We start from the raw sequence: 21,921 nt of genomic DNA, 5'->3' as shown, positions 1-21,921 counted from the left end.
AACTTACCTTTTCACCCATGCTTTTGAACTTCCAACAGCTCGAAAGAGAAATTTGATTAACATAATATGTCTTCTCATCGTTCGATCATAACGGTGAGACTTAAGAGGATTAAATAGCCCTCCTCTTCTAAAGATTTGTAATGGATTTTTTTTCACCCAAATCCAGCTTCCCATTTCAAGTGTTAATGGCAAATAGACTCCATCAGGATTCTTCACAAGATACTCATCGTATAAGTAATCCCAAGCATCTCCTTGAATTGTATAACTCTCGGAAGTTGGCTCGACTCGGTAAATGTGATGAGGGTGAGTTTCATTTAATAAGTGCTCAAGGTTTTCCATTTCCGTTATATGCTTAAATGGAGTAAGCGTTCGAGCATATGGATACCAAAGGCGATCTCTTAGTCCAAAACCAGAGTGAAAGTCCACGGAGATGGCACGCTGAGAAGCAAAGATATGTTCTCTTACATAATCCACAAGAGTTTGAAGCTCATGCTCCATTTCATCGCTATTTCCCTGATACCAAGGAAGCTTATCAGAGAGCTTATGACCAGAGAGAAGAAACTTTGTTTTCTCATGAGTTCGCGATGGTGAATTTCTCATGAGATCAACATTATTAGGATTTGAGCGACGGTGATGATACATCCCCCATGGGTTAATAAGGGGAATGGATACAATTCTAAATTTCTCGAGGCTTCGTCTTAACTCTTCATCCCAAGATAATTGCTTAAATAATGATGAAAGATATGTCACAACAACTTGAGTCCCGACTTTTTCAAGTCCGTGAATGCCACCAAATAAACCAAGAACAGGAGCACTTACATCAGTGCTACCAATTTCAAAGCTGTGAATTGGATAGCTATCTCCTTCGTGACTTATACGGGTAATTTCTCGACAACGAATTAAAGGATCTTCGATATTAGTTAACTCGCTTATGGCATTTAACTCATCGAAGTCCTTCATCTTATGACCTCTGGAAAGTCTTGTCGTTATAAGGGAATAAGAAAATCACGAAGAACATTGCACATCCTACAAGCTCTCCAACCTCTCCTTTTTTACCATGGTCAATAAGGCTTACTAAAACAAACATTAGTAAGTAAAAAAGTGAGTGCATTAGTTTTGGAACTGGAACAGCAAAGTCGTCAACGAGGTATTGAATGAATCCAATTGCTCTATAAAGGAATGGAAGAAATAAAACATAGACTCCAACGATAATTCCGATGATAAGACCAAAGATAATTTTGTTAACTTTGAAATCACCAAACTTTAAATTGTGAAGTGTAATATCGTTTTGAGTATTGTATTGCTGAAAGAATTCAGGTGCAGCAACATTAAAAATTCTCTGTCCCCAAGCAATCTCTTCTCCAAACCCAAAGAAGAAAAGCGCAGCAAATCCAAGAAGTGCAAAAGAGAATAACTTTGGCTTTGTCCCTTTTAACTTAAAGTAGCGCCACAGACAGACAAATGAAACGAGTAATAAGTAGATGGCCTGTTGTACTTCTAAAAATCCATCTTCAACTGTATAGACACCCGAAAACCATTCAGGGTTTGCACTTGCAAAATACATCCCAAAAATTACCATATGGGCGATTGATGTTAATACTACTGCTTCAAATATATTAATTTTATCTTTAAATATGCTCATCTCGCCATTATAGTCACCTCTTCGACCAAAGGCAATAATAGTCACAACTGACGCTGCGCACTCTTTTCAAAAACACCTATGAGCATTTTGGTAGCTGACCCCAACCTGTCACATATCTTTGCGAAACCATTTCTCGCCTCATCTTCCAAGCTTGATTGTCAACTCCACATGCCATGGACCTAACCATGCCACTGCCTTCGCGCCGGTTTATCTTATCAATAACTTCCATAAGCTTCACGCTTCGTGGATCATCCAATTCCTCAAAGAGGCTTTGTTGAACAATCTCTGAGTCAGAGAACTCTCCCAACTTAACCCCCGCCTTTTTAAAACAGACCCCCATACGAAAGAGATCATCAAGGGCCGCCCATGCGTATTTAATAATTTTCCTTGTGTCACTCGTTGGACCAAGAAGTTTCACTTTATCTCTTCCGTAGTATGGAGTTTGGTCAACTTTATGTGGATCACTTAAGCAAAATACTTCAATTGTTGAGCATAGACTTTGCTGGTTACGCATCTTCTCACTAGCATTTGTGACATAATTGGCCACAGACTCTCGCAAACTTCTTAAGTCCACAACACTTGAGCTAAAGCTTCGAGAGCAAAGAATTTCTTTTTTCTTAGGCTGGGTCTCTTCTAGCTCAAAGCAAGCTATTCCTCGTAATTCATCTTGTGTCATGCGCCCTAACTTTGTTAGAAGCTTTTGAATGACATGAGTATTTTTAAACTTCTTAAAATCGTATGCTGTTTTCACACCTATACTTTTAAGCTTAACACTATTCTTTCTCCCGACTCCCCAAACGTCTTCAATCGGTGTGCGCTGAAGAGCAATATCCTGTAACCTCTCATTTAAAATACAAACGACACCTTGGGCCTTCAGTGACTTCTTCCCAATATGATTGGCCACCTTTGCTAGAGTCTTAGTTGGGGCAACACCAATACTGACCGGAATACCAGTCCACTGAAAGACTGTTTGGCGAATACGCTGACAGTATTCATTCAGATCACCGCTTACGCCAGTTAGGTCAATAAAGGCTTCATCGACAGAATAAATCTCAATTGATGGAGCAAAGGTTGCAAGAACGTGCATTACCCGATCACTGATATTTGTATACAGAGAAAAATTAGAAGAAAAAACATGAACATTGTGTGACTCACAAAGCCTCCTTACTTTAAAGTACGGGTCCCCCATTTTTACTCCCAACGCCTTAAGTTCAGGAGTACGAGAGACGAAGCACCCATCATTATTTGATAAGACACCAACAGGTTTATTTCTTAATCCAGGTCGAAATAATCTTTCACAAGAACAAAAGAAGGAATTACAGTCCACCAGCGCATACACTTTTTCCATAAGGCCCTCATAACTCTTTCATGTCACGGGCCACGGCCACAATTGGCCCCCACACCAAGAAGTCCATCTCCTCAGAGATGGTAATGTCTCGATGCAGAGGATTGTGTGAGCGCAAAATGGTTTCCCCATCTTGTCTAATGAATCTCTTGCACAAGAACTCTCCGTCCAGATAAACCACGGCAACTCGACCACTCCTTACTTCTAAAGATCGATCGATAACCAGGACGTCACCGGGCATAATCAATGGCTCCATCGAGTCACCTTGTGCTTCAAAGAAAAATGTCGCAGAACGATTCTGTACAAAACGATCATCTAAAGATTGATAATTTTGTATGTGATCCTCACTGATTCCAAAGAGTCCACAATTTGCAATCGGTAGTTTTGCTCTAATTTTCTTTTCCATGAAAGTTAGTATAACTTACGCATAACTTACGCACAAGAAAAAGAATTACTTTCCTACATAGCAAATAATTACAGTAGCTTATGAAGCATCTGGAAACTTTATGATCTCATCAAGAGGAATAAAGTACGTAAGTCCTCGAAGATCCTGAGTGTAGCTTGCAATTACTTTTAAACTCATGGCATCTAATCTTTCTAAGAAGGCCTGTGAAGTTTCATCAAATCGAAATGGCTCGATTTTTCCTCGTGTCGAGATTCTTCCTGCACAAAGACAGTCATTTAAATTTTGTATAGGAAGGACCCCGGCCATCGACCAGTAAAGAATTAAAAGTGGCAACTCAAGCCATCGATAGAGTTCTTCTTTAGAACTTAAAGAGCCTAAAACCATATTATCATCAATGCAAAGAACATAGCGCTTCGGTGAGATCTTTAAGTTGTACTTCTTCGAGAGAAAAATAAATTTTTCTTTAATAGACTTCCCTTTTGGCCCAAGACCTACGATCTCAAGACCAGGTACTCCCTTTGAAGCATAACCATAAAGTTCTGTTAAGTGTCCCTTACCTCCAAGAGGTAGAAGACCTAGCATTTGCTTGTGCATAATCCCTCCTATCACTAGGAGTGCAAGAAGTGTGAAAGAATCAGAAATTATAAATTACTAGAATTAGGGATCTTTGCTTTTGACTGATAAAAACATTTTAAATGAGGAGGATAAATTTCTAGAATCATCGCTGAAGAAACTTCTAGAGAGTGAGCAAAGTCTTTCTTTAAGTTCTCACAAGATCCTTTAGCATCCTTACAAAATTTCTCATACTTATCCTTGCAAACCAATTCAAGGATAACAGTATCAGAAAAATGACAAGATACTTTCCCATCAACAAGATCAAAGCGAGCTTTTGTATAGTTTAACTTTTTTGAAAACTTGGACTCGCAGAATTTTGCAATTTCAAATTCTTTGCCCATGCAATCGATCTTAGTTGAGGAAGATTTATTCATTAACATTGCATCTTTTACACCAAAGAATTCGCACACCTTTGCGTAGCTGAAAATTTTACGATCAGCGCCCGTAACAAGCTCACTAGTGACACTAGCAAGACAACAGAATGTAAAAAGAAGTGTTGCAATATATTTCATAATAAAAAAAAAGCGCGCCCTAAAAGGACGCGCCTATAATTGTCGTATAAATATTAACCTGGGAAAAGACCTCTAAGTCTCATTGCTCTCTCTAGTCTTCTTAGAGCAGCAACGAAAGCGGCCTTCTTCATATCAATTTCATATTTCTGGTGAGCTTCGTAAACATTCTCGAAAGCATCTTTTAAGATGTCGTGAAGTTTCTTGTTGATCTCAGAAAGATCCCAGAAGAAGTTCTGTAGACCTTGTACCCACTCAAAGTAAGAAACGATAACACCACCAGCGTTACAAAGAATATCAGGAACTAGGAATGAACCATTCTTAGTAACAATATCAATTGCAGCTTTATTAAGTGGACCGTTTGCACCTTCTGCAATGATCTTAGCTTTTACATTGTGAGCATTCTTTTCAGTGATAACACCATCGATTGCAGCTGGAATTAGAATATCAACATCAAGAGCAAAAAGTTCTTCGTTAGAAATCTTTTCAACACCTTCCATATCAGCAAGAAGCCCACCGTTTTTGGCCCAATCAACTGCTTTTTCAATATCTAAACCATTTGGATCATAGATTGCACCTGAAACATCAGATACAGAAACGATCTTTGCACCTTGAGCGCTTAGGTCTTGTGCTGCAGGAACAGCAACTTTACCCCAACCGTGAATTGCAACAGTTGTATTCGTATCGATATTCATTCCAAGTTTCTTTGCAGCAAAGTTTACACAGAATGCAACACCTTTCCCCGTAGCTTCACTACGTCCAAGAGAGCCACCAACTGTAATTGGCTTACCAGTAACAACACCTGGTACAGTATAACCTTTAAGTTGAGAATATGTATCAAGCATCCAGGCCATTGTTTGTCCGTCAGTTCCAATATCTGGAGCTGGGATATCAATCGTTGGACCAATAATCATATTAATTTCAGTTGTGTATCTTCTCGTTAAACCTTGAAGTTCTTGACGAGAAAGTTTTGTTGGATCAACACAGATCCCACCTTTTGCTCCACCAAGAGGCAGACCAACAAGGGCACATTTAAAAGTCATAAGCATCGCAAGAGCTGCTGTTTCAGCAAGGTCTACACCTGGGTGAAAACGTACCCCACCTTTTCCAGGTCCAAGAGTCATATTGTGCTGAACTCTGAATCCTTGAAAAGTCTTAACAGTACCGTCATCTAGACGAATAGGAACTGCAACTTGAAGTGCTCTTTTTGGGTGTTTAAGTCTGTCAGCAACGTTTGGGTCTAGTCCCATGATCGCTGAAGATTCTTCTAATTGCGCAATGGCATCCTGGTATAGTGGATTGTCTAGAAGATTGCTCATTTTTTAATAACTCCGTTAAGCGTGTAAAATAATGTCTAATTTACTTCAAATATAACGGATGAGCCAGCTTTTGGTTGAAGCAAAAGCTGACTTTTTTTGGCGAATTCGGTTAATTAGAAATTGAATGGTGCATGATAATTGACGCGAAACACATGATCAGCATTACTGCCACCAACCATATCGATTGAAGACGCTCTGGCCCTTAAGTTACTTGTAATGGCCTGTTCAACATATAACTCTACCGTTGTCCCGGCAGGGTTATAATCAATCGAAGCAATCGTACGATTATCATTGAATTTTTTCTGTAATTGCATTGTCACACCATCTGATAGAGAAAGGTGTGTGTTTGCATCAAGGTATGGATTTACAAATTTAATCGTTGCAAGGCCTTTTAAAACCTTTGCTCTAAACTTAACTTTAAAATTTGGAAGTAACTCAGCTTCTGAACTTGGAGAGAGTGTATCTTTCATATTTCCAACAGCGGCCATTGTAGAGCCTTTCTTTGCGGCCTTGATCGAACCAGAAATTCTCTTGTCGATATACCTTAAAAACTGCTTATTGAAGTAGCGTTTTCTCTCATCCATTGTTGAAAGACGATACATCGTTGTTGTTGAAAGATCCCAATTCTTTACGTATTCATCGCGCGCTTGAAGCTGCTGGTAGTGATTAGACATACGTTGAAGAACACCTGCTCTATCGTAAACAAAGACATAATCAAGAAATGTTTTATACTCTTCAGGCTTTGGTGTGTAGTCCACATCTGCATAAAAGCTCTGCGGTGTACGGGCCTTGGCCTGGGCGACCTTAACTCTTGGATTGAATGACTTAAAAAGCGAAATATCATTTGCAGCTGTCTGAATTGTGAACACCAACAAACCAAATTGGATAATTTTTGAACAGTGTGTGTAGATTTTAGCCTTGTTTACCATCATAAGTCCCTTAAATTACGTTGAGTAATGTCTCTTCTGTATTATAACTTGCAATGGTGATGCCAAGAGTCAAACTTAGGCTAAGAAAATATAAAAGAAGAGCGAGGACTAGGCCTCGCTCTCTTAACTTTATTTAATTTAAAATCTGCTTACTACATATCGACGATATTTTGAGTTTCTTTTAGAAGTTGATTTAGAAGTGCTTGTGTTTCTTTATCAAGCTTTTTCGTTTTTGCTTGTGACTTAAGTGTTTTGATAAAAGCATTTGCCGTTAGTCCCTTAGGAACTTTAGGTGCCTTTTTAACTTTACCAGCTTTTAGAACACCACCATCTTTAATGGCCTTCTTAAGCTCAGCTCTCTTAGTTAGTTCACCTTTATAAAGCATCTTAGTCAGTTTAGTTTTTAGCGCACCTTTTTCAAGAGCATCAAGCTCAAGAAGAACGTACTTTTCAATATTAAATGCTTTTGCCGCTTCCTTAATTTTCTTGCCCATTTTAGCAATCATTAGAGAACGGTGTACTTCTGATTTTGAAATACCAAGTGCAGCTTGGATCTTTCTTTCACTTGCTTTCGTTGCCTTTTGGTAATTTAAAATACCATCGGCCTTATCAATATAATGAAGAGCTTCCCTTGAAGAATTTTCAGAGAATTGAATTGCCATTAATTCTTGTTCAGACTTCTTATCAAGAATGAAACAAGGACACTTCTCTTTATTAATAAGTGTCATGGCACGATAGCGTCTCTCACCACAAATAAGAACAAGTCTACCAAGTTTATCTTTGTGAAGAACAAGCGGTTGAATTAGACCGTTTTGTTTAATGTTTTCCGAAAGCTCTTTTAAAGAACTATCATTAAACTTAGTTCTTACCTGTTCTTTTACAACGATTTCTTTTAGAAAAACCTCATCAAGTTTCGCCCCCTGTAAAAGGCGGTCACCTGATAGTCTTTCAACTACTTTACTATCGAGACCTTCAGTTAGATCGATTGTCTTTCTTTTTCTTTTAGAAACTCTTGGAGCAAAGTCTTTTGCCATAAATTCCTCTTCCCTATGTTGAGACTGTTTTCCTTTAAAGAGGGCCAGTCACACACACATGGCCCCTTTAAAAGCGAAACACATCCGTGTGTCTCAAAAATTATAGATTATAGATTTAATGATTCCCAAAGTGCTGTGTAATCACCGCGACCACGAGACTTTTTCCCCATCTTACAGATAGGTCTTCTTAATGAAATTGATTCTTGCATTTGAACAAGATTTCTAATTGGTGGCGTAATATTGAAAGACTGAGCAAGTTCTTCAAGTCTTTGTCTTTCAATCTTTCTTCTTGTATTTACCATTGATGGAATAATCGAGAATTCAAGAGCTGGGTTCTCTGTTTCTTTGATAATTTCAAAAGTATCCATTAACTCTTCTAGACCATCAATTGAGTAGTCTTGAGCCTGAGTAGGAATAAGAATCTTATTAGAAGCAACTAGTGCCATAATAAGTTCATCACCAAGCATTGGAGGAGTATCAATTACAACGTAATCAAACATTCCTTGCGCTTGCTCAAGTCTAAGTCTCATTAGCCTTTCCTTACGACCAGCTTCTTTTCTAATTTCACCCTCTGAAAGGATTAGCAGTTTAGAAAGGTTGGCCATATGACGACTTGATGGAATTACAGTGATATTCTTATGTAATTTTCCCTTACCTTCTGACGGAACCATAACGTCTTCAATTGTAACGTCACCGATTAACCACTCAGGAATAAGAGTTCTGTGAATTTGTAGATTAAAAGTTGAACTTAGATTGGCCTGTGAATCTAGGTCAATAACAAGCACTTTGTTCCCTTTATTAGCTAAGTGTGTCGCTAATTGGTAGCACTGCATTGTTTTTCCAACACCACCCTTGTTATTTGCAACCGTAATAACTTCCATGTAAGCTCCCTCGGTCATCCCTTTGACCGTAATAAAAGACTATCTATATAAAATGTTAAGAAAACTATCACGCAACGTCAAATACCTGATAAAACATTTTTTTTAACTTAGCGCAACACGAACTGGAATCAATTTTAAGGATGTTCAGGTGACAGGTTGGCCAGAATGTTTTAAATTCCAAAACGTCAATTATATAAGGAGATGACACGATGATTAACTTTATGGAAGTTGGTGAATTAAAAGATTTAATGGACAAGAATACAGACCTAATCCTAGTAGATTGTCGCGAACAAGATGAGTGGGATGCTGGCCATATTGATGGTGCCATCTTTATTCCTCTATCTGATTTCGCAAATCAATTTGGAAGTCACCTACCAGATAAGTCAAAAAAGATCGTTGTTCAGTGCCGCAGTGGAAAGAGAAGCTTAACAGCATGTCAATTTCTACTAGAAGAAGGTTTTGAAGACCTATACAACCTTGAAGGCGGAATTCTTGCTTGGGGCGATAGCGGTTACCCAATCAAATAATTAATTTAAAATCGAGAAGGAAGAAATATGTTAGATCTATTCGGAAAAGAAGAAGTTCACCGTCCGTTAATTTCTCAAGAGGAATTATCAGATGAAGAAGTGCTAGTTGAGTTAAGAAAGATCAAAGAAGAACTTAAGGATCAAGTTGTGGTTCTTGGTCACCACTATCAACAAGATGATGTTATTGAGTTTGCAGACTATAAAGGAGACTCGCTTAAGCTTGCCCAAGATGCTGCCAAACTTGATAAAGACTATATCATTTTCTGTGGCGTCCACTTTATGGCCGAAACTGCTGATATGCTAACTTCTGAAGATCAACATGTAATCCTTCCTGATATGCAAGCGGGATGTTCAATGGCCGACATGGCAAATCGTGAAGAGATTGATAAGGCATGGGCCTTCATGCAACGATCAACTAACGATAAGATCATCCCAATCACCTATATCAACTGTGCGGCAACCTTAAAGTCATTTGTTGGTGAAAACGATGGAACAATTTGTACTTCTTCGAATGCTCATAACATTATTAAGTGGGCCTTTGATCAAGGACAAAAACTTCTTTTCTTTCCAGATCAACATCTAGGTCGCAACACTTGTTTTGACCTTGGTATCCCACTAGAAGATATGGTTGTGTACAACCCAAATATGCTCAATGGTGGACTTACAGCCGAGCAAATCGATAAAGCAAAAGTAATTCTTTGGTACGGATTCTGTTCTGTTCACCAAGGCTTTACAGCAACTCAAGTTGAACAAATTAAAAAAGATAAACCTGATACAACTGTTATCGTTCACCCAGAGTGTAACTTTGATGTTGTTCAGGCGGCTCACGATAACGGATCGACTGCCTACATCATTAATAAAATTAAAGATGCGCCAGCTGGTTCTAAATTTGCCGTTGGTACTGAAATCAACCTTGTAAACAGATTAGCGAACGATTTCCCTGATAAAGAAATTACTTCACTGTCACCTTACCAGTGTTTGTGTACAACAATGTATCGAGTAAGACCTCGTTGGCTACTTGCCAGCTTTAGAGCAATTAAGGAAAATAAACCTATAAACATAATTAAAGTAGACGAAAAAACAAAAGAGTACTCATTAAAAGCACTTAACAAGATGCTTGAGCTGAGTAAGTAATAGGTTTAATACACAAGAAAAGAAGAGGGACAACATGCAAGAGATTTACGCTGATTACAATGGAAGTGCTCCAATTTGTAATGAAGTTAAAGAGTATATTATCAACCGACTTAATAAGGGACCATTTGCTAATCCAAATGCAACTCATCACGTCGGGACTCGCGTAAAAGTTGCTATGGAGAATGCCCGCTCAGTTTGTGCCAAGCTTTTAGGAGCACATATGAGTCAGCTAGTTTTTAACTCTGGCTCTACCGAAGGGATCTCATCTGTTTTTCAATCTGTTCTTTTAAATAATCCAAAAAAGAAAATTATCATCTCAGGAATTGAGCATTCAGCGGTAAGCAACAATGCTCAGTTCTATGCAGAGAATTTTGGTTGCGAAGTATATACACTTCAAACAAAACCTAATGGTATCGTTGATATTGAAGATCTTATCAACCATATCGACGATAACACGGCCCTTGTCGCTGTTATGGCAGCAAATAATGAAACTGGTGTTATCCAACCATATAACGACATTGCAAAAATCTGCCAGGAACAAGGTGTCCCTTACCTTTGTGACACGACTCAATTTGTAGGAAAGACTTGCTTCAATTTTGAAGAGTCAGGTATTGATTATGCAGTCGTAGCTGGTCACAAAATTGGTGGTATGACTGGTTCAGGTATTCTAATTGCTAAAGACCCTACAACTTTAAAGCCACTTATCATTGGTGGTGGTCAAGAAAAAGGTCTACGTGGTGGAACGCAAAACTACTTAGGAAATGAAACTCTTGCAGTAGCACTTACTTGTTCAATGAATAACCTACAAAAGCACGATGCTATTAATAGTAAACGTGAAGAGTTTGAAAAAAATATAAAAGCTAAATTTCCACAAGTTGTTATCATTGGAGAAGAAGCGCCAAGACTTTCTTCGACAACTTATCTTTCATACCCAGGAATCCACGGGCAGGCCGTTCAGATGGAGCTTGAGTCAGAAGGAATCTATGTAACAACTTCATCAGCATGTTCTGACAATAACCCTCAGACATCAAAAGTTCTTAAGGCCATGGGAGTAGCTGACGATATTGGTCGTGGCGTAGTGAGAATTTCTTTAGGGCTATGTAACGATCCGGCCCTCTATGATAGAATTGAAAATGCACTTACAATTGCATATGAAAAACTATCAAAAATTAAAAGCTACTAAGGCTTGAGAAGTTACTAGAACTTGAAAAAAAACAAACTACTAATATCTATATTGATACTTATCGGCGCTATCACTTCATGTAGTGATAGCTCTCGAAAGTATAGCTATATGAAAGCCGACAAAAGCTTTCTATCGAAGAACGACTCTGACACAATTTACTTTGCTTACACATCTAGTTTGAATTCAAAAGTAGAGTCTCATAATGATGAGCTAATTGTTTCATCTAAAATTCAATTTGGTGGAGATGCTCTTCTTTACAAGTTTATCTCGGCCCTAAGAGAAAAACTTAATAATCTAGTGTTAATTGACGGCGGGCAGGTATTAGAAAAGGAATATGACCTCGCCGGTGAGTTAATTCTCAATCAGATGACCAACTTTAATTACGATGCCATCCTCTTATCTGATCATGAGCTTATCAATTTCAAAAGTAACCTACTTCCACAAGAGCTTCCATTTGTGAACTCTAATCTTATCTCTCTCGATACAAATTCAGCATTTACTCAATATGGAAACCAAGAATATATCATTAAGGAGATTGGAGGTATTAAAGTTGGAATTATAGGGCTGACACCTTATAAGCCTAAACTTAAAAAAGAAGATGGCCTTGAAGGGATACTATTTGACGATATCGTCGCTAGGGTGATTGAAATCAAAAAACAACTTCGAGGAAAAACTGATCTAAATATTGCTCTCCTACACTCTCACACTGCATGCAGCGATAAGATTGATTATAAGTTTAAGAATTGCTCTCTTGATAAAGAAGCGACAAAGGAGATTCTTAAACGCCTTCCACCAGATACTTTTGATTTGATTTTTACAGGAAATAGTTTTGAGCCTCATATGCAAGTGGCGGGCTACCCAATAATCTCAAACCTTGGGCATGGTGAATTTATCACTCTCGTTAAATTTAATAAGAAAACAAAGGAAGTAAAAGCAGAACAGATTAGAGTTTGTTCTCACTTCTATCAGGCAGTTGATAGTTGCTATATTGATCCCGAAGATATTGATGCAATTAAGAAAGTAAGAAAATCTCGTCTAAAACTTAAGCCTGCTACTGTCTTTGGCAAAGAAATCTTATAAGCAAATTAGAATTCCCTCATCATTACAGAATGTACTAAGTCCTGGAGAGCAAAAGCCTGCTGGAGACCCATTGAAACAAAGAGATGGGAGCTTTGTATCAAGAACCTTATAGCCACGTGGACAGGCCGGTTGATTCTTTGTTCCACACTTATCCTTACCACAATACTTACTTCCACCTTGTGCACAATTGAAGTCGACTACTTCAAAACTGCCATCCTCACAAAGATCACACTTATACTTCACCACATCCTTGCACTCAATATTAACACCATGGCAAAGGGTTCCACTTTTTAATATTTTAGTTTTTAAATGCTCCAAACCACCATTAACGTAGACATTATCGAAGAAAGATTTCTTTAATTGATTATTAAAAGGCGTAAACTTCTTTGGGACTGAATGATTAAGTAGAGGATAATTAAAACTCTCTCCGTCAATGATAAGACTAAGCTTTATCTTTTCTTGTACATGAAGATTCATTTTAAAATCTTTAATTCCTGCTTTGGAAAAAATGGCATCCCCACTAAAACTACACTTTCCTGCTTCTCTTTTTGTAATTCGAGACTCTCCAAGAGATTTATTAAATGGCGTTTTATAGAAGTAACAGTACTTGTTAAACGTAAAAAGAAGAAGCCACGTATTCTTAGGCTCATAAACTCCCTTACTGCCTTGATAGAGTTCATTCATTTCAAAATTCGTTGTAAAGGCCAACTCATTTGCAAAGTCAAACTTCTCTTGCTGACACGAAACAAGGCTCAGTAGAATAAATAAACTTAGAATAAGCTTCATTACAATGTCCTCATGCAACGGAAGGCAATCTTATACTCAGGGCCAATCTCTTTAGAAATAAAGGGATCAAATGCAATATTATTAAGACCAAAACCTTCTCCATCCCAATAGCCTCGCATCCCCGTTTGATGTGCTTTTTGATGCCAACTAAAATAGAATGAAGCTAATTTAATATTCTCACTTGGATGAATAATATTTCTTAAATACTCAAGTGGGCCACCAAAGACCTCATAAACTCCGGCCCAAGAAACATTTCTGCTATCTTTTTGAATATAATTTAGATCAAGGCATTCACTTGAATAATCTTTTTCACAAAGCTTCAACCTTTCTTCATTTGTGATCTCATCGATATGAAAATCTTTCATGCGTTGAATTTCATTTAAGAGTGTTTTTGTATTCTTTCTCTCCCATGGATAAAAAGGAGCTCTTAAGTATTTTGTTGTCGTATCATTAAGATCTTCAGGATGAATTGAAATAGCATCAAAGACGCGTGCACTTAAAATTGATTTTCCTTGAAATGAACAATAAGCTTCCATCTCATCAATTGATAAACCGTAGGCATAAGTGTACTTATTCCTCTCTTTTATTTTATTGGCCGCTTGCTGGGCCAACTTGTGTTTAGAAGCTTTTGCCCAATTTAGAACTTCCCAATTTTGAACATGGTATTTATCAACAAAGATATTACGATTGAAGTTATCCCATGAAATTGTCACATCTCTCTTATTTGCTAAGAATGGATAGTATCTTTGTGGAACGTAAACTTCCTGACAACTATCGACAAAACTAAGCTTGAGTTCTTCGTTAAACCCCTCGGCCTTTACTGTAAAGTCGTAGTAGCGGTAGCTAGGCATCTGATGATAGCGATAGCTTCCCTTCATGGTAATTGGTACTAATTTCTTATTAATATGGACATTAACGAGCTTCTTTTCGAGTAAGCAGGCCATATACTCCGGAAAACATTGGTAGTACTGGTCATCGACGTAGCTGAGTTTCTTACACATCCCCTCTTTATCAAGGTGTGCATTCTCCCATTCAAACTTCAATGTTTTAACAATTTCGATAATTTCTTCGTTTGAAAGCTTAGGCCCTGACTTCTCATTCGTAAAAAGCCAATACCCGAGTCCAATGCTCAGAATAAGAATGGAAGTAAAGATTATTTTTTTAAACATTTCTCACTTATATGTAACACCCAATCAATGGTAAAATTATAACTAGAAATCCCTTATGTTAAAAGGATTCAAAGGAAGATTATGGATTGGTTAGATAGTTTAAATGATTTAGAAGTTAACGGAAATGAAACAATGTCATTTTTTGACTACTACGAACTCTTCAAGAAGTTTCCAGACAGAGAACTTAGACCAACATCGGCATATCTTCAAGATATGGTGGACTACTTTGGGCGTGATGAACAAGGACATCTCAATGTTTTTCAAAAGGATGATCAAGATGCACCAGCAGTTTTTGGCCAATATAAAATCGAAGAAAAAATAATTGAACAACTGAGAAACTTCGCTGAAGAAGGTTTTAATAATAAATTTCTTTTACTTGTTGGACCAAATGGTTCTTCAAAAAGCTCGCTTGTTAAACGTCTAATGAAAGGCGCAGAAGACTATTCTAAAACAGATGAAGGTGCTCTTTATACTTTTAGTTGGATCTTCCCTATTAATACTGTGGTAAAAGGAAATCTTGGGCTCAACCAAACTCACTCTTCTGTTAACTTAAGCTCATATGCTTTATTAGAAGATAAAGATATCTCGGCCATCTTGGCATCTGAGTTAAAAGATCACCCACTTCTTCTTATTCCAAAAGAAGTAAGAAAAGATCTCATTCACTCTGCATTTAATGATCAGCCAGAGAAATTAGAAGAAATTGAAAAATCATATCTTGTACGTGGTGACCTTTCAAAAAGAAATCGTATGATCTACGATGCACTTTTAAAGAACTACAAAGGGAAGCATGAAGAAGTTTTAAAGCATATTCGTGTTGAGCGCTATACAGTTTCTCGTCGCTACTCACGTAGTGCCGTGACTATTGAGCCACAACTTCATGTCGATGCGAAGATGCAACAGATCACAATGGATCAAAGACTTGCCTCTCTTCCTCCTTCACTACAGTCACTGAATCTATTTCAAATGTCTGGTGAAACGATTCACGCAAACCGCGGAATCTTAGAATACTCAGACCTACTAAAGAGACCTCTTGATACTTTTAAATACCTTCTTATGACGATGGAATCTGGATCAATCAATTTAGGTGGGATTTTAACAGAGCTTGATATTTTCTTTATTGGAACATCAAATGAAGTTCACTTAACAGCATTTAAACAACACCCTGACTTTAATTCATTTAAAGGACGATTTACATTTATTCGCGTTCCTTACCTACTCGACTATAAGTGCGAGATGGATATCTATAAGAAGCAAATCGATAGTATTAAAGATCGTACTCGCTTTGAGCCAGGTTCACTTTCGGCCATTGCTAAATTTTCAGTAATGACACGCATTCGCTCATGTATGAGTAAGCACTATGAAGACAATAAAAAGCTTTCAGCAATTGTGACAACTCTTAATCCTCTTGAGAAATGTGCACTTTACTCAAGTGATCGCCAGCTTCCTTCTCACCTGAATGTTGAAGAAGCACAACTTCTAAAACACAATATCTCAAAAGTTGAATCTGAGTTTGAATTCGATAATCTTTATGAAGGTAAATTTGGTATTTCACCTCGTGATATTAAGAATATGATTTATCGCCTTGCGGATTTAAATAAAGATATTACATTCATTGAGGTTCTTGATTACTTCAAAAGAATTATAAATAAGAAGTCTGAGTATGATTTCTTAAACATGTCTGCTCACGGTGATTACCATAACCCTCAAAAATTTATCGAACTAATTAATGAAGATTGCCTCGATCAATTTGATCGTCAGCTAAGAGGATGTCTAGGTCTTGTTGATGATCGTTCGTATGAAGACTACCTCAAAAAGTATATACAAAATATCAACGCTCAGATTAAGAATGAAAAAATTAAAAATGAAGTCACTGGAAAATATGAAGAAGGTGACACTTATTTTATTAAAGAATTTGAAAATAATATTTCTTTAAAGGAAGACCCAGCAACATTCCGTTCACATCTTATCTCAAAACTAGGTGCTTGGTACTTAGATAATCCTGGCCAACAAGTTGATTATATTAAAATTTTCCCTGACGTCGTGGATCGTCTAAAAGAATCATTTAGACAAGAACAAGAGAAGGTTATTAAGAATATTTCTAAGAACTTAGTCTACTTTGAAGCGGAAAAAAGTGGAAAGGATGTTCAAGGCCACATTCCTTTAAAAGAAGATATTAAGAAAGAGATTCAACACATTCTTGATAACCTTCAAAAAACTTATGGTTATTCACAGAACGGATCATTTGCGCTAATAAAGTATCTAATTAAAGAAAGATATTAATACTTTATTAGATTATGGCCATTCTCAATAAGAAATTTACAACGCAAGTATATGAAGTCACATACTATGTTGAGGAAACTCAGCATGGTATGAGACTGGATCAATATTTGCAAATCTATCTCGAGACTTGGTCGCGCCAAGAAGTAAAGAAGCGTATCAAGGCCGGCGATGTGCAAATCATTGGCCGCCCAGGAAAGCACCGCCCTTCTACAACTCTCCACTACAAAGAAAGAATCTTCTTTAAGATAGAAAGAACAACGCAAGAAGATGAATACTGGCGTGGTGAACTTATTGAGTTAGACGAAAAACCAGAGATTATCTTTGAAGACAAAGAGCTTATTGTTATGAATAAGCCTCCTTATATGGCATGCCACCCTACTGGGCGCCACCTCTTCTACTGTGCAACAGTTATGTTTGAAGAGAAGTATGAAAAAACCATTCACTCAATTCACAGACTTGATCGCGAGACCTCAGGTGTCATGATGCTTGGAAAAGAGCCTCAGATTGCAAACCTAATGGGTGAAGAATTTATCCATGATCGCGTGAAAAAGTGTTACTTCTTCATTGCCAAAGCAAATGAAGATTATAATGGAGAAATCGAATTCTATTCTGATGAGCGTCTTGGTGCCTCAGAAGAAGGACTAAAGAGAGTCTACATCGACTCTTACCCTGAAGACTCTCATGAAGGTAAACACGCCTACACAGACTTTAAGGTTCTTTATAAAGAAGACGACTATGTCATTGGCCTGGCCTTTCCACAAACGGGACGCCAGCACCAAATTAGAGTCCACGCAATGCTAAGAGGACTCCCCCTCGTTGGAGATAAACTCTATCTAGGTTCTTTTGAAATGTTTCAACGCTTTAAAGATAACCTAGCAAGCCCTGAAGAATATGATCTAATGGAACATAATCGTCACTGCCTTCATGCAATTGGATTAAAGCTCCACTATAAGGGTGAGGATCGCATGTATATCTCTTCACTACCAAAAGATTTCATTCCTTTAATCAAAGAGAGATTTACAACTCCTGTGGACGAGATTGAATCGACTGTAAAAGGTGCCGCTAAAGATTATTTTTCAGGTAGCTTAAAACCCCGCTAGGCCCAGCATTCTCATCTCCACTAAGAATCACATGAGGCTTAACTGCAAGCTTATCAAGAACTGATTTGATATTTGAAACACCAATTGATGTCTTCACTTTATCAAACATTGATTGATCATTTAGACTATCGCCAAAGTAAATTGCATCTTCGGCCATGTTTAAACTTGGAAAAAATTTATTAAAAAGAACTTTCGTTGCATTTGCTTTTGAAAGGTTTCCACACCAAAAATTTAGGTGCACATTTGATGTTGAGTAATTGATTCCCTCTTCATCCATAAGATGACAAATTTCATTTTTAAATTTTTCATCTTGAAGATCACAAAGTTCAATCGCTCGATCTGCAACCCTTCCTAACGAATCACTTGTTAAATAAAGATCTGGATACTTTTCTTTAAGCTTTATACAAAAGGCTTCAAGCTTGGCCAACTCACTTTCAGGAACAAGAAATTCATTTTGAATAAGACCCGCTTCATCACGCCAACTTATTGCTCCCCCACCTTCTGAGATAACAATAGGTAGTGCAGTAAAGTGAGTGATAAGAAAGTGTGCCCAAGAAATAGAGCGGCCTGTAACAATGACAAAAGGGATCTTCTTCTCGTCAGCTATTTTTAAAATATCAAAAAGTTCACTACTCATTTCTGTGTGGTGAGTAAGTGTTCCATCAAAGTCTGAGAGTATAATTTTTGTCATTGGATTGCCCTGTTAATTAAAAAGGCGACTCTTAGGCCGCCTTCTTAGTTATATATAATTTCTGAAAGATATTATAGTGGAAACGAAACACCAGCAAGGAATGCTGTGAATGAGTCCTTAAGTCCAACTTGAACTTCCATTGTTCCGTTTAGGTGTTTGAAACCTTCAATTGGAAGCTGTCCGTTGATACCAGTATTAAGACTGATCGTTGTATCATAAGTCTTAGTGTCACCATTTAGAGAAAGTCCTACAGGTAGTGAAGCATATGGATAAGCTTCTTTACCCCAGAAAGAGAATCCCTTAGTGATAGTTGGTGCCATTGAGATTTTTGTAACCCCTTGGTCAAACTCAGTTGAACGCTCAAGAATCCCTTTCACAGAAACTCTTGGTTGTTGCATGTAATCTGGATAGATTTCATAGTCAGCACCAACAAATAGTCTTTGTGAACGCTCACCACCTGAGATACCAATCCCACCGTCTACGATTAATTTTTCATCTAGTTTTTGAGTGTAGCGAACTTGCATCCCCATTCCGCCCTTATCAGACGTAATTCCAGTAAGTTCTGTTGCAATTTGCTTACTTCCACTAAGCATTGGCATTGTTGATTGACCAATCCCGTACGCGAAAATTGAAGCCTGTGAAAGCATCATTAGTGATAGAAATACCTTTTTCATATATCCTTCCTAGTTTTTTGGTAACTTCACTAATCATTTTAATGCCTTGGGGCATTTATATGCAAGATATTCCTAGGACGCTTCGCATAAACCTTACACATTATGCAATTAACTGTTGACTCATAAGGCCCAAGCATTTATAAATAATTCCACATTCTTATGGTGACCGTAGTTCAGTTGGTAGAGCGCCAGATTGTGATTCTGGTTGTCGTGGGTTCGAGCCCCATCGGTCACCCCATTAAAAAAAGCCCCCGTATTCATACGGGGGCTTTTTTTATTTGTGGAGAATGATTGGGTTTTGTAGCTACGGCAAAGTCGTGGGTGGCCCTCACGATGAGGGTCCCCCGCGAGGCCACGATGGCCGCAAAGCGGGGTCACCAACTCTGCACACCACAATTACTCCAGAGCGAAATAACAAACTTTGAGCAACACAATTAAAAACCGAATGGGGCGAGAAGCGAACGAGCGCGCGACAGCGAAGAGCTGGCCCAGACGGCCAGCGGAAGCGAGTGAGTCGGCGACGATTGCTTGAGCGTGATGCGAAAGCATGAGGAGGAGCCCCTGCACCTCTACCATACTCGTCTCAAGCCACTACTCGGGCTTTTTTTTTATATGTGGAGAATGATTGGGTTTTGTAGCAACGGCAAAGTCGTGGGTGGCCCTCACGATGAGGGTCCCCCGCGAGGCCACGATGGCTGCAAAGCGGGGTCACTAACTCCAGCTCTCCGCCCTTCATTGTCTAACTTTTACACAGTCGTCAAATTCACAACGCTTTATACAGCAAACTATCCATAACTCGTTAATACTTCACTTATCAAGGAAGTGGTTTTTTTCAAAAGCTCGCCCAGAACTTGCTTTTAAATTACAAAATAAAACCATACCTTCAAAAGGATATTACAATCAAAAACTTGCTCGCTTTATTTACAGTTTTTTCTTTGCAGATATTTGTTATTAATTTAGCAAACGCAGCTGTAGATATGTCCTTAGTGCCGAATACTGTGGACTTAAGTAATATTCAGTCTTCAGTCAAGAATCAAGGAAATCGAGGTGCATGTACATTTTTTAGCGCTACATCCCTATTGGAAAGTGAAATAATAAAACAACATAATATTGAGATTAATATCTCAGAGCAGTTTATGATTTTTGCTGTAAAAAACTATGACAGATATGGAGTATTAGAAGAAGGCTCTAGTGTCGTTAAAAATCTTCAAGCTGCCAAAAAGTATGGAATCACATACGAATCTGATTCGCCTTATCAACAAAGCTGGCTTTAACCTCGTATGCCTTGCTCACAAGACTCATATAGTGCATCATCTAATTACGAATGCTACCACCATAATAGTGGTGTCGATGCCGATAGAATTATTTCATTAAGTGATAATATTGAAATCTATGATATAGACGACTATAGTACGAAAAGATCAGACTTAATTACTTCATATCTAGCTAAAAACAAGCGTCCTGTTTCAGTTAATATTGTGATTAATGATGAGATCATGCTCAACTCTGTGAAGGGCAAGATTGAATACAATAAAAGTCTAAGTAATGAGTGCAATGTTGTTAATCAGTGTTTTGCTCACTCCATTGTGATTACGGGTTATAACCTTAAGGATCAAACTTTCAAATTTAAAAATAGCTATGGAAAAAACTGGGGTAACAATGGTTATGGAACAATTGCCTTTGAATATATCAACAAACTCTATGGTGCGCCTCAAATAACAGCGGTAAAGCTAAAGGAGAAAGTGAAGCTTATTAAGCAGATAAAATCAGAAGATATATCTCCTAAAGCATCATTAACAACAGATATAAACTTTGATGGTAATGATATAAATATACAAATTGATGGAAAGGTAGAGTATTTACCAAAATCACAATTTAAAATTCAGGTTGCAATTGCAAGACTCAACGACAACAGTGCACCAACAATCGTTAAGCACAATAATAAGTTTATTAATTCATTTCAATATGCAACAACTGATAATAATGGAAGCCTTGATTTAGACGAAGTCAAAATGATCAGCTTTAAAAATGTAAGAAAGGAGCTTACTAATTTAAATGAAAAACTCTATCTATTCACTATGATTAACAAAGTTGATGATATTGAAGATATTAATATTGAATACACTTCCAGTGAACTTACTTTCCCTACTTATATAGAAAGATTTAAGGACTGTTCTGAGGCATCTAAAAAAGGATATAATCCGGACAAACAATTATGTCTAGATCGATTTAAGGGAAACTATACATTTGAAGAATGCCTAAATCATGCAACTCTTTTTGAAGTTATATATATGAGTAAGGTCGCCAATTGTTTTAAAGAATTCAAGGATCAATCTAATTTTAAACAATGTAGTAGTATCATTAGTTCGGTTCCCAAAGGCCTAGATCAAGTCACTCAACTGGATAATTGCAAAAGTATTTATAAGGGAGAATACAGCTCGTATGAGTGTTCAAGAGCAGCGAGTCTAATATATAACGACTACGATAGAAACCAACAAAAAAGAATATGTAATCTCTAACTTTTAGATTTCGTGCTTATATGTATCAAATAGCCAAAGTGGAATGGAGTACTTGTATTTAAAGAAACCACTTAAACTATTTTTTTATCATTTGAACT

20 protein-coding genes, 1 tRNA gene and 1 pseudogene are annotated in these 21,921 nt (G+C 37.6%); 8 read left to right on the top strand and 14 right to left on the bottom strand.

Annotation, left to right across the window (positions count from 1 at the left end; genetic code table 11):
- Positions 1-3: 3 nt before the first annotated feature.
- The 10 genes from ABMA76_RS09340 to ABMA76_RS09295 form a co-directional block, all read right to left on the bottom strand.
- Positions 4-960 carry a DUF2817 domain-containing protein gene (locus tag ABMA76_RS09340; protein ID WP_392909941.1) on the bottom strand — a complete coding sequence of 319 codons (957 nt, stop codon included), beginning with the start codon at positions 958-960 and terminating at the stop codon, positions 4-6.
- Between the two features lies 1 nt (position 961).
- Positions 962-1,642, bottom strand: coding sequence for a hypothetical protein (locus ABMA76_RS09335; RefSeq protein WP_392909939.1), 681 nt, complete (start codon positions 1,640-1,642; stop codon positions 962-964).
- A gap of 76 nt (positions 1,643-1,718) precedes the next feature.
- Positions 1,719-2,990 carry a Y-family DNA polymerase gene (locus tag ABMA76_RS09330; RefSeq protein WP_392909937.1) on the bottom strand — a complete coding sequence of 424 codons (1,272 nt, stop codon included), beginning with the start codon at positions 2,988-2,990 and terminating at the stop codon, positions 1,719-1,721.
- 7 nt (positions 2,991-2,997) lie between these two features.
- Complete coding sequence (locus tag ABMA76_RS09325) at positions 2,998-3,393, bottom strand: LexA family protein (RefSeq protein ID WP_393061443.1); 396 nt, start codon at positions 3,391-3,393, stop codon at positions 2,998-3,000.
- Positions 3,394-3,471: 78 nt separating this feature from the next.
- The gene (locus ABMA76_RS09320) at positions 3,472-3,987 is read right to left on the bottom strand and encodes a hypothetical protein (protein ID WP_021266190.1); all 516 of its coding nucleotides are present in this window, start codon (positions 3,985-3,987) and stop codon (positions 3,472-3,474) included.
- A 47-nt stretch (positions 3,988-4,034) separates the two neighbouring features.
- The gene (locus tag ABMA76_RS09315) at positions 4,035-4,520 is read right to left on the bottom strand and encodes a hypothetical protein (RefSeq protein WP_392909933.1); all 486 of its coding nucleotides are present in this window, start codon (positions 4,518-4,520) and stop codon (positions 4,035-4,037) included.
- A 53-nt stretch (positions 4,521-4,573) separates the two neighbouring features.
- Positions 4,574-5,836, bottom strand: a complete 1,263-nt coding sequence (locus tag ABMA76_RS09310) for a Glu/Leu/Phe/Val dehydrogenase (RefSeq protein ID WP_392909931.1) — start codon at positions 5,834-5,836, stop codon at positions 4,574-4,576.
- Between the two features lie 113 nt (positions 5,837-5,949).
- Positions 5,950-6,768, bottom strand: a complete 819-nt coding sequence (locus ABMA76_RS09305; RefSeq protein WP_392909929.1) for a hypothetical protein — start codon at positions 6,766-6,768, stop codon at positions 5,950-5,952.
- A gap of 149 nt (positions 6,769-6,917) precedes the next feature.
- Positions 6,918-7,799, bottom strand: a complete 882-nt coding sequence (locus ABMA76_RS09300) for a ParB/RepB/Spo0J family partition protein (RefSeq protein ID WP_392857661.1) — start codon at positions 7,797-7,799, stop codon at positions 6,918-6,920.
- A gap of 107 nt (positions 7,800-7,906) precedes the next feature.
- Positions 7,907-8,680 (bottom strand): ParA family protein, encoded by a 774-nt coding sequence (locus ABMA76_RS09295; RefSeq protein WP_021265854.1) that lies wholly within the window; start codon positions 8,678-8,680, stop codon positions 7,907-7,909.
- A gap of 209 nt (positions 8,681-8,889) precedes the next feature.
- Between ABMA76_RS09295 and ABMA76_RS09290 the strand changes: the two genes are divergently transcribed.
- The 4 genes from ABMA76_RS09290 to ABMA76_RS09275 all read left to right on the top strand — a co-directional run bounded on the left by ABMA76_RS09290 (position 8,890) and on the right by ABMA76_RS09275 (position 12,604).
- A complete protein-coding gene (locus ABMA76_RS09290; protein WP_392909927.1) occupies positions 8,890-9,207 on the top strand; it encodes a rhodanese-like domain-containing protein in 318 nt (105 codons plus the stop codon).
- A gap of 27 nt (positions 9,208-9,234) precedes the next feature.
- Entirely contained in the window at positions 9,235-10,341 is a 1,107-nt protein-coding gene (gene nadA / locus ABMA76_RS09285) for a quinolinate synthase NadA (RefSeq protein WP_392909925.1), read from the top strand.
- Between the two features lie 34 nt (positions 10,342-10,375).
- Positions 10,376-11,524: a cysteine desulfurase family protein gene (locus ABMA76_RS09280; protein ID WP_393061441.1), complete on the top strand. Its 1,149-nt coding sequence runs from the start codon at positions 10,376-10,378 to the stop codon at positions 11,522-11,524.
- A gap of 108 nt (positions 11,525-11,632) precedes the next feature.
- Positions 11,633-12,604: a hypothetical protein gene (locus ABMA76_RS09275; RefSeq protein WP_392909921.1), complete on the top strand. Its 972-nt coding sequence runs from the start codon at positions 11,633-11,635 to the stop codon at positions 12,602-12,604.
- Here the strand turns inward: ABMA76_RS09275 and ABMA76_RS09270 are convergent.
- On the bottom strand, positions 12,599-13,390 hold the full coding sequence (locus tag ABMA76_RS09270; protein WP_392909919.1) for a hypothetical protein: 792 nt from the start codon (positions 13,388-13,390) through the stop codon (positions 12,599-12,601). The genes ABMA76_RS09275 and ABMA76_RS09270 overlap by 6 nt on opposite strands.
- On the bottom strand, positions 13,390-14,559 hold the full coding sequence (locus tag ABMA76_RS09265; protein ID WP_392909918.1) for a hypothetical protein: 1,170 nt from the start codon (positions 14,557-14,559) through the stop codon (positions 13,390-13,392). The genes ABMA76_RS09270 and ABMA76_RS09265 overlap by 1 nt, the downstream gene beginning before the upstream one ends.
- 81 nt (positions 14,560-14,640) lie before the next feature.
- Between ABMA76_RS09265 and ABMA76_RS09260 the strand changes: the two genes are divergently transcribed.
- Both ABMA76_RS09260 and ABMA76_RS09255 read left to right on the top strand, forming a co-directional pair.
- Entirely contained in the window at positions 14,641-16,839 is a 2,199-nt protein-coding gene (locus ABMA76_RS09260) for a hypothetical protein (protein ID WP_392909916.1), read from the top strand.
- Between the two features lie 14 nt (positions 16,840-16,853).
- A complete protein-coding gene (locus ABMA76_RS09255; RefSeq protein WP_392909914.1) occupies positions 16,854-17,939 on the top strand; it encodes an RluA family pseudouridine synthase in 1,086 nt (361 codons plus the stop codon).
- On the opposite strand, the gene ABMA76_RS09250 is transcribed toward ABMA76_RS09255, so the two are convergent.
- Together ABMA76_RS09250 and ABMA76_RS09245 are read right to left on the bottom strand one after the other, a co-directional pair.
- On the bottom strand, positions 17,902-18,630 hold the full coding sequence (locus ABMA76_RS09250) for an HAD family hydrolase (protein ID WP_392909912.1): 729 nt from the start codon (positions 18,628-18,630) through the stop codon (positions 17,902-17,904). The two genes, ABMA76_RS09255 and ABMA76_RS09250, sit on opposite strands and share 38 nt — an antisense overlap.
- 71 nt (positions 18,631-18,701) lie before the next feature.
- Positions 18,702-19,304, bottom strand: a complete 603-nt coding sequence (locus ABMA76_RS09245) for a hypothetical protein (RefSeq protein ID WP_392909910.1) — start codon at positions 19,302-19,304, stop codon at positions 18,702-18,704.
- Positions 19,305-19,466: 162 nt separating this feature from the next.
- Here ABMA76_RS09245 and ABMA76_RS09240 point away from each other — a divergent pair.
- Positions 19,467-19,542 (top strand) — tRNA-His (locus ABMA76_RS09240).
- A gap of 739 nt (positions 19,543-20,281) precedes the next feature.
- Positions 20,282-21,823, top strand: a pseudogene (locus ABMA76_RS09235) (C1 family peptidase).
- Positions 21,824-21,921: the final 98 nt, after the last annotated feature.

Origin of the sequence: Halobacteriovorax sp. ZH5_bin.2, assembly GCF_043196375.1 — a bacterium.
GTDB lineage: Bacteria > Bdellovibrionota > Bacteriovoracia > Bacteriovoracales > Bacteriovoracaceae > Halobacteriovorax_A.
This window is presented reverse-complemented; position numbering and strand designations above follow the sequence as displayed.

Bases quoted from the DNA above. Each gene is read 5' to 3' on its own strand.
- ABMA76_RS09260 (WP_392909916.1), top strand. From the start codon at position 14,641: ATGGATTGGTTAGATAGTTTAAATGATTTAGAAGTTAACGGAAATGAA.
- ABMA76_RS09295 (WP_021265854.1), bottom strand. From the start codon at position 8,680: ATGGAAGTTATTACGGTTGCAAATAACAAGGGTGGTGTTGGAAAAACA.
- ABMA76_RS09340 (WP_392909941.1), bottom strand. From the start codon at position 960: ATGAAGGACTTCGATGAGTTAAATGCCATAAGCGAGTTAACTAATATC.
- ABMA76_RS09265 (WP_392909918.1), bottom strand. From the start codon at position 14,559: ATGTTTAAAAAAATAATCTTTACTTCCATTCTTATTCTGAGCATTGGA.
- ABMA76_RS09320 (WP_021266190.1), bottom strand. From the start codon at position 3,987: ATGCACAAGCAAATGCTAGGTCTTCTACCTCTTGGAGGTAAGGGACAC.
- ABMA76_RS09255 (WP_392909914.1), top strand. From the start codon at position 16,854: ATGGCCATTCTCAATAAGAAATTTACAACGCAAGTATATGAAGTCACA.
- ABMA76_RS09250 (WP_392909912.1), bottom strand. From the start codon at position 18,630: ATGACAAAAATTATACTCTCAGACTTTGATGGAACACTTACTCACCAC.
- nadA (WP_392909925.1), top strand. From the start codon at position 9,235: ATGTTAGATCTATTCGGAAAAGAAGAAGTTCACCGTCCGTTAATTTCT.
- ABMA76_RS09245 (WP_392909910.1), bottom strand. From the start codon at position 19,304: ATGAAAAAGGTATTTCTATCACTAATGATGCTTTCACAGGCTTCAATT.
- ABMA76_RS09275 (WP_392909921.1), top strand. From the start codon at position 11,633: ATGAAAGCCGACAAAAGCTTTCTATCGAAGAACGACTCTGACACAATT.
- ABMA76_RS09330 (WP_392909937.1), bottom strand. From the start codon at position 2,990: ATGGAAAAAGTGTATGCGCTGGTGGACTGTAATTCCTTCTTTTGTTCT.
- ABMA76_RS09300 (WP_392857661.1), bottom strand. From the start codon at position 7,799: ATGGCAAAAGACTTTGCTCCAAGAGTTTCTAAAAGAAAAAGAAAGACA.
- ABMA76_RS09310 (WP_392909931.1), bottom strand. From the start codon at position 5,836: ATGAGCAATCTTCTAGACAATCCACTATACCAGGATGCCATTGCGCAA.
- ABMA76_RS09280 (WP_393061441.1), top strand. From the start codon at position 10,376: ATGCAAGAGATTTACGCTGATTACAATGGAAGTGCTCCAATTTGTAAT.
- ABMA76_RS09270 (WP_392909919.1), bottom strand. From the start codon at position 13,390: ATGAAGCTTATTCTAAGTTTATTTATTCTACTGAGCCTTGTTTCGTGT.
- ABMA76_RS09305 (WP_392909929.1), bottom strand. From the start codon at position 6,768: ATGATGGTAAACAAGGCTAAAATCTACACACACTGTTCAAAAATTATC.
- ABMA76_RS09335 (WP_392909939.1), bottom strand. From the start codon at position 1,642: ATGAGCATATTTAAAGATAAAATTAATATATTTGAAGCAGTAGTATTA.
- ABMA76_RS09290 (WP_392909927.1), top strand. From the start codon at position 8,890: ATGATTAACTTTATGGAAGTTGGTGAATTAAAAGATTTAATGGACAAG.
- ABMA76_RS09325 (WP_393061443.1), bottom strand. From the start codon at position 3,393: ATGGAAAAGAAAATTAGAGCAAAACTACCGATTGCAAATTGTGGACTC.
- ABMA76_RS09315 (WP_392909933.1), bottom strand. From the start codon at position 4,520: ATGAAATATATTGCAACACTTCTTTTTACATTCTGTTGTCTTGCTAGT.